The 8,348-nt window shown below is 60.5% G+C and carries 10 protein-coding genes and 1 pseudogene; 6 read left to right on the top strand and 5 right to left on the bottom strand.

Annotation, left to right across the window (positions count from 1 at the left end; translation table 11 throughout):
* Positions 1-116: 116 nt before the first annotated feature.
* Positions 117-734 (top strand): TetR/AcrR family transcriptional regulator, encoded by a 618-nt coding sequence (locus KQ310_RS15855; protein WP_311134715.1) that lies wholly within the window; start codon positions 117-119, stop codon positions 732-734.
* 10 nt (positions 735-744) lie between these two features.
* On the opposite strand, the gene KQ310_RS06880 is transcribed toward KQ310_RS15855, so the two are convergent.
* The gene (locus tag KQ310_RS06880) at positions 745-1,134 is read right to left on the bottom strand and encodes a hypothetical protein (RefSeq protein WP_259721029.1); all 390 of its coding nucleotides are present in this window, start codon (positions 1,132-1,134) and stop codon (positions 745-747) included.
* Positions 1,135-1,291: 157 nt separating this feature from the next.
* On the bottom strand, positions 1,292-1,663 hold the full coding sequence (locus tag KQ310_RS06885; protein WP_259721030.1) for a cupin domain-containing protein: 372 nt from the start codon (positions 1,661-1,663) through the stop codon (positions 1,292-1,294).
* Here KQ310_RS06885 and KQ310_RS06890 point away from each other — a divergent pair.
* From KQ310_RS06890 to KQ310_RS06900, 5 genes are all read left to right on the top strand, one after another.
* The gene (locus KQ310_RS06890; RefSeq protein ID WP_259721031.1) at positions 1,662-1,859 is read left to right on the top strand and encodes a hypothetical protein; all 198 of its coding nucleotides are present in this window, start codon (positions 1,662-1,664) and stop codon (positions 1,857-1,859) included. The two genes, KQ310_RS06885 and KQ310_RS06890, sit on opposite strands and share 2 nt — an antisense overlap.
* Before the next feature lie 128 nt (positions 1,860-1,987).
* A complete protein-coding gene (locus tag KQ310_RS06895; protein ID WP_259721032.1) occupies positions 1,988-2,365 on the top strand; it encodes a hypothetical protein in 378 nt (125 codons plus the stop codon).
* 120 nt (positions 2,366-2,485) lie between these two features.
* Positions 2,486-2,683, top strand: a complete 198-nt coding sequence (locus KQ310_RS16000) for an SDR family NAD(P)-dependent oxidoreductase (RefSeq protein WP_399237839.1) — start codon at positions 2,486-2,488, stop codon at positions 2,681-2,683.
* On the top strand, positions 2,638-2,886 hold the full coding sequence (locus KQ310_RS16005) for an SDR family oxidoreductase (RefSeq protein WP_399237841.1): 249 nt from the start codon (positions 2,638-2,640) through the stop codon (positions 2,884-2,886). Before KQ310_RS16000 ends, KQ310_RS16005 begins: the two co-directional genes overlap by 46 nt.
* Positions 2,887-2,974: 88 nt before the next feature.
* Complete coding sequence (locus KQ310_RS06900) at positions 2,975-3,319, top strand: type II toxin-antitoxin system VapC family toxin (protein WP_259721033.1); 345 nt, start codon at positions 2,975-2,977, stop codon at positions 3,317-3,319.
* Positions 3,320-4,029: 710 nt separating this feature from the next.
* Here KQ310_RS06900 and KQ310_RS06905 read toward each other — a convergent pair.
* The 3 genes and pseudogenes from KQ310_RS06905 to KQ310_RS06915 all read right to left on the bottom strand — a co-directional run.
* Positions 4,030-7,017, bottom strand: a complete 2,988-nt coding sequence (locus tag KQ310_RS06905) for a calcium-binding protein (protein ID WP_259721034.1) — start codon at positions 7,015-7,017, stop codon at positions 4,030-4,032.
* 316 nt (positions 7,018-7,333) lie between these two features.
* Entirely contained in the window at positions 7,334-7,669 is a 336-nt protein-coding gene (locus KQ310_RS06910) for a hypothetical protein (RefSeq protein WP_259721035.1), read from the bottom strand.
* Between the two features lie 166 nt (positions 7,670-7,835).
* Positions 7,836-8,348 (bottom strand): annotated as a pseudogene (locus tag KQ310_RS06915) (ATP-binding protein); the annotation flags it as partial.

An 8,348-nucleotide genomic window follows, 5' to 3' on the forward strand; every position in this document is an offset into this window, starting at 1 on the left:
ATCCGTCGCCCAACTTCACTTACTATACGGTTCAGTTCAGTTTTGGTTCTGGGTTGCGTCCTTCCCATTCCGCCAGCTCGCCAGAAGATGGTGCATCGTCAGTTGATCCGGTCGCGGTGCCAGCCTCACCCGGTGATGCCGCCGTCAGCACAGCCCGGCGCGAGCGCTCCTTGCGGAAGCGTGGCGCCATCCTTGAAGGGGCCCGCGGCGAGTTCCTGCGCCACGGCTATGCCGCTGCCTCCATGGACCGGATCGCGGCAGCGGCAGCGGTGTCCAAAGCCACTGTCTACAGCCACTTCAGCGACAAAGAAGCCCTCTTTCGGGCCCTCACCGAGCGGATGGTGGGCGACCGCCTCACCGGCCTGTTCGGCGCCTCACCCCAGCAGGCCCTGCCCGCCGAACCCACCGCAGCCCTGCGCGAACTGGCCAACCGCTGCCTCGCCAGCCGCCACACCCATCCGGATTTCCTCTCCTTCCTGCGCCTGGTGATCGGCGAATCGGAGCGCTTCCCCGAACTGGCCAAAACCTTCGTGAGCCAGCTGGAACGCACCGGCGTGGGTCAGGTGGTGCAGCTGTTTGCCGCCAGCCAGCCCGATCTGCGCGCCCGCATCTTCATGGGCGCCCTCGTGCACCTGATCCTCATGCAAGACCTCCTGCATGGCAGCGACGTGGCCCCCATCGACCGGGATCAGTTCGCCGATCTGCTGGTGCGGCTGGTCTGTGCAGCAGAGTGATCAGCACTGGCTAACTGTGAACGCCAAGCCGAATGAACAGCCAGGCACTGGTGACCGCGACAGCGACACAGGGGAGAAGAAAGATCAGTTCGCCAACCCCAGCCTTGGTGGCGGGAAGAATGACGACCACCAGAAAGCTGGTCACAGCGAGAAGGCACAGGCAGAGCGAGCTTGCGCGTTGAAGCTCTGGAACAAAACCGGTCGCGACCAGACAGATCCAGAGCACTGGCACCGCATAGAGTCCCCAGCCGACGAACCAGTCCAGGTTTCTCCAGGCGATATCAAAAAGAGCAAACAGACCCTTGGTCCTGGCAGCCTCTCCGACAGCAAGAAAGAACAGTGCCAGCGCGACGTAAGGCACGACGACAACAGAACCAATGACATGCAGGAGTGCTTTCATTGGATGCAGCCTAACGTTCTCCTTGCCTGTACCAGCCACACATCATGCTGATACCTTCTCGATCTGAGCCAGAAAGAGCACCGATTCACCAGGATTGAAGCGTTGCAGATTGACTTGAGTCATCGCCTCAGTATGACGTCACATCAAGCCATCCAGCTCAGGTCTCCCCTTGCCGCTGGGGGAAAGACACATCGAACACCACACAGCCGGTATCGCTGCGGAAGGGGCCATGCACCTCACCGGGCGGGCGACTGGCGTAGTGGCCGGCTTCGAGCCAGATTCCAAAGGCCGCATCCCACAGCCTTCCGCTCACGATCAGGATCTCCTCGGGGTAGGCATGCACGGTGGCCCCGAAGGAACTGGTGTCGCTGCCGGGGTGAAAGCGGGTCAGGCGGGTCCATTCGCCACTGACAGAATCGTGGCTGAGCATCACCTCCTCCACCTGGCCCTCAAGCCCCTCCAGCCAGCGCCAGTGTTGGTGCTGGTCGACGGCCAGGGGGTTCCAGTAAGTGCACGTTGTTTTGCTCATGAGGCGCAAAAAAGACGAGGCAGGCTCAACGGCTGATCTACAATGCTACGTCGCTTGTGAACAGTTCGATCAACTGGAAAGGTCCGCGATCGGCGAAAGAATGAGCGAGGCTGGGCTGGCTGCTGCAGCGGTTCGAGATCTCGTGGTCAAGCCGACCACCGATTTTGAAGCTGATTTTGAAGCCGCTCTGACCTGATGCTGAACCGGCTTGAACGCTCCGCCTCTGCGAATGGCTTGACCACGTTCGGGGCGAAGTCACGATCACCTGGGGGATTGCGCCATCCTGACGATCGATGGTCCGGTGCCGTGACTCAGCTTCTAGCCTTGGCCCTGGCCCTATTCCTGGCGGTGTTTCTCGCCGTGCCAGGCGTCCAAGCCGCCGAGCAGTTCAGCTGCGCAGGTGATCCGCTTAGCGCGGAGGTTTTTCAGGGAGCCGTGGATGCCGCAGGCATCCCCAACAGCAACGGCGGCACCGTACCCGGTGCGTTCATCGTGATCCGGTGGCGGGGCATCAGCCTGCAGCTGCCACGAACGAACAACGCCGGTCCCCCCAGCTACACCGACGGGCGCTGGTGGTGGCAGGCGCTCGATCCCGACCGGCCTGAATTCTCTCAACGGCGTGGAGAGGTGGAGCACTACAGCTGCGAGCGGACACCGCAGGCCATTGGAGCAGGCACTGGTGAGCACGCTGAGAATGGTTGAGGGCCTGACCTCAGTCCATGACATCAAGATCCAGTGAACGAGCAATACAAGCCTGATCCATGGATACAGCCTGTGCAAGTCGCTGATCTTGCAAGCTCTCCTGACTTGCAAATTCTGCCGATGATCAGTCTTTCCGTCAATCTCTCCGCGGCTGATCATATCGTCACCGTCGGGTCGGTCGCCGGGCAGCGAGCGTTCCGCGGCAACAGCCTTTACAACGCCAGCAAGAGTGCGGTGACCATGCTGACGCGCTCGGCGGCTGCGGAATCTGCATGCTGGGGGTGCGGATCAACGAGGTGTCCCCCGGACCGGTCTTGACACCGATGCTGATGGGCCACCTCCAGACCACAGCACACACGGACGCGCCGATGACCACGGAAAGCTTGTCAGTCGCCATACCGCTGGGTGGGATTCTGTCGCCCCAGGACATAGCCGACAGCGTGCTCTTCCTGTGCTCACCACAAGCCGCAACAATCACCGGCGCCACACTGACGGTAGATGGCGGATTCGTGCTCGGGTGATGGCATGAGCTGAATCGGCTGAGACACATCGATCCGTTGAGCTCTCAGCCTCCACATCGATCAACAATCTTCGGCTGATCAGGCCGTCGTGACCCGAACCGAGCGCCTACCAACAGCAGTGGCTGGCCTTCTGGCTGATCCGGCCCAGCCATTGGTTCTCAGCGTGGTCAGCCTCTGGGAAGTGGCGATCAAGTCGTCGCTCGGGCGAGCCGATTTCCAGGTGGAAGCTGCCGCCCTGCGCCTGAGTCTGCTTGGCCAGGGATTACGCGAGCTGCCTGTGCGCGCCGAACACGCCCTGGCCGTCCAGCACCTTCCCTGGATTCACCGCAAACCGTTCGACTGCCTCCTGATGGTGCAGGACCAGGTGGAAGGCCTGCGGTTGCTCAGTGCCGATCGCACCCGGCGGCCTACGGATCACCTGTGGAAACCGTGACTTGATCCGCAGGCGGCGCTTTGATGGATCTGAAGGATGGCCATTGGCATCGCTCACTCCTGGGAGCGCTCCCCCGCCACCAAGCCCTGGACATCCCGCTGGTCTCGATAAGTGAGACACGCTGGATTGCTTGGCTTTGCCTCTAGGAGATGAAACAACTGAGGCTTCAGGCGGCCTTCTGCGGTCTTCAGTCTGGAAGACCACCAGCCATGAATTTCGCTTAGATCAACTGCGCTCCAGTTAAAGGGCCAGACGAGACAGCTGGACTTAAGACATGGGTCGCCTGAGATTCGAACTCAGGCCAAATCGGTTAAAGGATGTTGTGATCCAAGCAAATCCCTTGGCATGACTGGCATGGGTGGAGAAAGTGACAGATCAGTGACAGACGCTTCCCTTCTCTTCAGCTGGCACAAGGCCCTGTGGACCATGGCCTCCTGGGGGCTTGGCGAGGCCTGGGCACCCGGCTGGTGTACTGCAACAAGTGGCGAATCGACGGCAATTGCAGGCCTTGACGAGAACCACTTTGAGGTCAACCGTACACTTTACATCTGCAGGACATTCCCATACAACCGGCGAGGCGCAGAAGATCACGGGCCCTGGTGGACACCCCCGAGATAGAGCTGGGTAGAGCAAAACCGGCCATCCTTCTTCCCTAAAAGTCGGGATTCAAACACTTAAGCCGTGCAGCCATCTGAGGTCTCGCTTTCAGCTCAGACGATCAGATTCTTCGCCGAAAAATCCTCCAGGTTGCCCTTGAGCTTCAGTTCAAAGACTGCCTGATCACCAAGGCCACTGATCTGCAGCACTCCATCCGCGCTGAGGCGGACCTGGCCAGCTGCCGTGAATGGACGCGACTCAATGAACTCCACGCCGAGCCTGGAGAGGTCAATCCGATCGCGGCTGGATCCACGCCACTTGCCATCGATCACATCCCACTGCCCCTGACCCGTGCCACTGTCAAGCAGAGAGGCATACCCATAGAGATCCCTACCCTTGCCGCCTTTGAGCTTGTCAGCACCGACACCACCCCGCAAATGATCATCACCGCGCCCCCCTTTGAGGATGTCGTCGCCCGCATCGCCCGCCAGTTGATCAGGGCCAACCGTCCCGATGATGCGGTCGTCCCCCGGAGTGCCTAGGAGGGATGGGCCAGGCTGACCGATGATTGGATCCACGGGCGCAGGATCGGCCGCACCGGCAGATAATCCGGCGCTGTCGTCGCTGCCAGCTCCAGTGTCAGTGCCGACGCCAACACTTTGGCTGCCGTTCCCTTGGCTGCCGCCATTGCCAGATTGGTTTCCACTGCCCCCGGCCTGGCCGCCGCCACCTGCGGTTGGAGGCAATGGTGTTTCTATGGCAATTTGTGGCATCAACGATGAATCGCCGATGATCACTTCCAGCAGCACTGGATAGAGGGCATCAGGGTTGGGTGGCGGGGGATTGAAGCTCAGCAGAATACCTTCCGCAAAGCGATCTGAGAAAGCAAAACCATAGGCATCAGTAAGGCCTTGCAAGTCATAAGCCCAAGTGTTCCAGAAATCGTCAATAGGCTCACCATTGAACATGAATGGCGAGCCGTCAGGCTGCTCCCAGGCATCCTCTCCCCAGAGCCCATTCACGTAGGGATTTGTTGTACTCGTAAACCAGTTTGACGAGGATTCCCCAATCGGTTGGTCTGTGGTGGGGTCGATCACGGGAGAACCCACCAGGCCGGTATTCAAGGCAGCAAGCAGATCACCAACCGCCCAGCCGAATACATCATTCTCTAGAGATACATAAGACTGATTGAATCCGCTGTTCGCTCCGCTGATCCCACTGATCGTGTAGCCAGAATTGGCGCCATAGATCCCCGCAGGCTGGCTGAGGGTCGTCCAAGAGGTGTCAGGAGTAAAGCCCGGAGAAGCCAATCCAGCTGTTTCAACCGTGAGGCTGACAGAGCTGGGAGGACTGCCAGAGGGACCCACAGACAGACTCAGTGACGCGGGTGGTTCTGGATAGGTGGCGGAATTGAGCACAAAGGCATCCCGCAGGGCCGGCTCAACATCGAGTGAAACTGTGAATGCCTGGGTGTTGTCCAGGCCAGTTGATTGTGCAGGGATGGTCCAGGTAACACCTTGCGTAACATAGGAATTCGCCGCCAGATCATTCACCGTGATACTGGTAATCTGACCTGAGCCATTCGATTGGATCGTGAGCGGCACCGCCTGGTGCTGATCGGTACTGGGGACAACAAAGACGGCATTCTCCGTGACCATCACGCCGGGATCGGAAAGACTGACCGCCTGATTCGCCAGCAGGTTGTCGAGCTGAGCCGCGCCAGCCAGGGGGGCTATATTCACGCTGAACACCAGCTGCAGCTGAGTGTCGCCCGTTTCCGTGCCGGGGCTAATCGTTGCACCTTTGCTGTTGAGCGCCACAGGCACCAGCGGGCTGTAGGTGCCACTTGCCGCCGTCTGGGTCGTAGATTGCCCCAGCCAGCCCAGGCCACCCACCAGGGGTGTGGCCACCAGGGCATTGTTCGCCGCCGTGGCCGAAGGGTTGGACTGCAGGCCATAAGTGGTGGAGCCCACAGCCCACGGCAGTGTCAGCGTGAAGGGGTCACTGGGGCTGCCAAGGATGGGAGTGCCATCAGAAGCTTCTGTATAGCCCTGCAGGATGATGCTGCTTTCCGGTGTGATCTGAATCACGCTGCCGCTGGGGTACGTGGCAGTCTGGGTATTGATTGCGCTGAAGTCGACGTCGAACTTGAACGTCTGAGGCAGGTCGTTGGCAGAGCTCGGACTCGATCCCACTCCGCTGAAGCTGCCACTCAGACTAAAAAGAGAAGATTGACTTCCTTGCGACTCAGCAAGATAGGTGAGGTAGTTGTCAAAGTAGCTGTAGGGGAATGGATTCGTGGCGGGATCGCTGAAATAGCTGCCCGCTGCAGCACTTGGCGGCCCCACCAGGCGCGTTGCGGCAGTAGAGCCTCCACTGCTGGGAAGCGATGCGTTGGGGTACGCATTCGTGGGCGGGCCGGCGACGGCCAAGGCTTGGGCGATCGCTGTGCCATCGCCACCATTTTCCTCCGTAGTGACGCCGCTGACCGATGTGGTCAAACTGGTGCCGGAAGGATTCCCAAAGTCGTAGTACCAGCTCTTGAGCGATATCGGGAAGCTGAACCAGTCGATGTCGCTGATGTCCGCACCATTGCCTGGGATGGTTGTACTGTTGACCTGGGCAGCAATGTAGGGCTCGAACAGTTCGTAGAGTTGACCGTAGGCCGGATCACCGGGACTGGCTGGTACTGGCTCGCCCGTGGGACCAAGGCCAAGATTTCCATTGCTCAGATAGACTCGACCTCCCGTGTAGAGATTGAGATAGAGATTGGCATAATTATCCTGACCGGTTGACGCGGCCTGAGAAGCCGCCCAGTTCTCAAAAGCCTGACTTAAGTTACTATTATTACTGGCGTTCGTGGGCAGCAATCCGCCGATTGGGGTAGCGGCATCCTGCAAGGAAATGCTTGTTCCCAGCGTGAGCTGACTGCCCGTTCCGGCTGTGTAGCCATAGAACTGATCAGGCCCAAGCTGAACCCCAGCACCCCCAGGCAAGGTGACGAAGAAGGTGTCAAGCACATTCCCATAGCTCCCGAGCGCCGTTCCCCCGTAGGTAAAGACGATCGGGATGTAGCCATTCGGATTGGCACTATTGCTCATGACGCCAATCTCACATCCGTATGCCCGTGAGACTATGGGTGCCGGTCTTGACTGTCAATGCTGATGGCAATGGGCGAGCAAACGCGATCGCGATGACTGCCATCCAGCGCCCTGCCCGGAGCCAGGCTCCGAACAATCCACTGATCAGACATGTATCAATGGCTTGAATGGGTCGCCTGAGATTCGAACTCAGGACCAATCGGTTAAAAGCCGAGCCCAAATCGCCGAGAAGCCTTGCCACGACTGAGTCGTGGTCCAGTTGTCCCAAGAAAAGTCCCAAGAATGAGGCGGTGGAGCCCCATTTTCGGGCAAAAACTCACGGCTGCCCCGGCCCCCGCCCCTGAGCCGTTCCCCCCATGGCCAGGCCGGCCAGCAGGCTCAGCCCCTGGCCCACGGCGTGATCGATGCGGCTCTGGGGCCGGGCGCAGAACAGCGTCAGCGGGTTCTCGGTGCCGGCTGCTTCTGGGGCCAGGGCCGTTGCTGGCGGCGGTGTCTGGCTCCGGAGGGCGGCCTGCGGCGCTGGAGCAAGGCCATTCAGCCGCACGTACAGCCAGCTGAGGGCCGTGCAGTTGAGCAGGTCAAAGCCGAGCGTGACCGACTGGAAACCCAGGATGCCGGCAGAGATCCAGACCACCAACCGGCGGGAGTCCATGGCGATGAGCAGCAGCAACGCCTGAGGGTTCCGGGCCTGACTGACGTGGACCCCAAAACCTGATCCGCATGGGTGGTTACCCGGTGCATGGGTGGTTGCCCGGTGTCAACGACGTAGGCGGGCGCGTCAGCTCCTCAGGGTTCAGAAAGCGGCTCGGCTGGCCGGATCAGCGCTTCCGCTCCCGCCAGATCTCCTGCACAAAGGGATCGCTGACGCCGTAGAGCCCGTGGCCGAGTCGCATCAGCACGTTGGCAGCGAGCAGTTCGTTCACCACCGGCTGGATTTCATCGACCCGCACCTCGCGGCCGATCACCTCGCCGTAGGCCGCTCCTGCTTCCGCCGAAAACAGACCCCGGGCTGGCCCATCGGCCTGCGCCACCCGATCAGAGATCGCGATCGCCAGCCCACCGATCTGCTCCACTTTCTGCAGTTCCAGGTCGGCGGCGGAGCTGCGCAGGGTGGCCGCAATCACGGGCAGGAGCTGATCCGGTGAAAGCCCGGACGCGGTGCTGCTGGCCTGGAGCTGTGCCAGGGCCCTGAGAAACTCTTCCGGCCGGTGCCCCAGGGTCTGAAAGGCACTCCAGGCCGTGTCCAGGGAGGGCAGGGCCGCCATCCCGGAGTCCTGCACGCGGCTGCAGCACATGGCCCACATAGTGCTGATCAAGCACGGGATAGGGAA

The organism is Synechococcus sp. CS-1328 (assembly GCF_025128095.1).
Lineage (GTDB): Bacteria > Cyanobacteriota > Cyanobacteriia > PCC-6307 > Cyanobiaceae > CBW1002.

What these genes read in the sequence shown, in the direction of transcription:
- KQ310_RS06880 (WP_259721029.1), bottom strand. Translation starts at nt 1,134, where the DNA reads ATGAAAGCACTCCTGCATGTCATTGGTTCTGTTGTCGTCGTGCCTTAC.
- KQ310_RS06890 (WP_259721031.1), top strand. Translation starts at nt 1,662, where the DNA reads ATGAGGCGCAAAAAAGACGAGGCAGGCTCAACGGCTGATCTACAATGC.
- KQ310_RS06885 (WP_259721030.1), bottom strand. Translation starts at nt 1,663, where the DNA reads ATGAGCAAAACAACGTGCACTTACTGGAACCCCCTGGCCGTCGACCAG.
- KQ310_RS16000 (WP_399237839.1), top strand. Translation starts at nt 2,486, where the DNA reads ATGATCAGTCTTTCCGTCAATCTCTCCGCGGCTGATCATATCGTCACC.
- KQ310_RS16005 (WP_399237841.1), top strand. Translation starts at nt 2,638, where the DNA reads ATGCTGGGGGTGCGGATCAACGAGGTGTCCCCCGGACCGGTCTTGACA.
- KQ310_RS06905 (WP_259721034.1), bottom strand. Translation starts at nt 7,017, where the DNA reads ATGAGCAATAGTGCCAATCCGAATGGCTACATCCCGATCGTCTTTACC.
- KQ310_RS06910 (WP_259721035.1), bottom strand. Translation starts at nt 7,669, where the DNA reads ATGGACTCCCGCCGGTTGGTGGTCTGGATCTCTGCCGGCATCCTGGGT.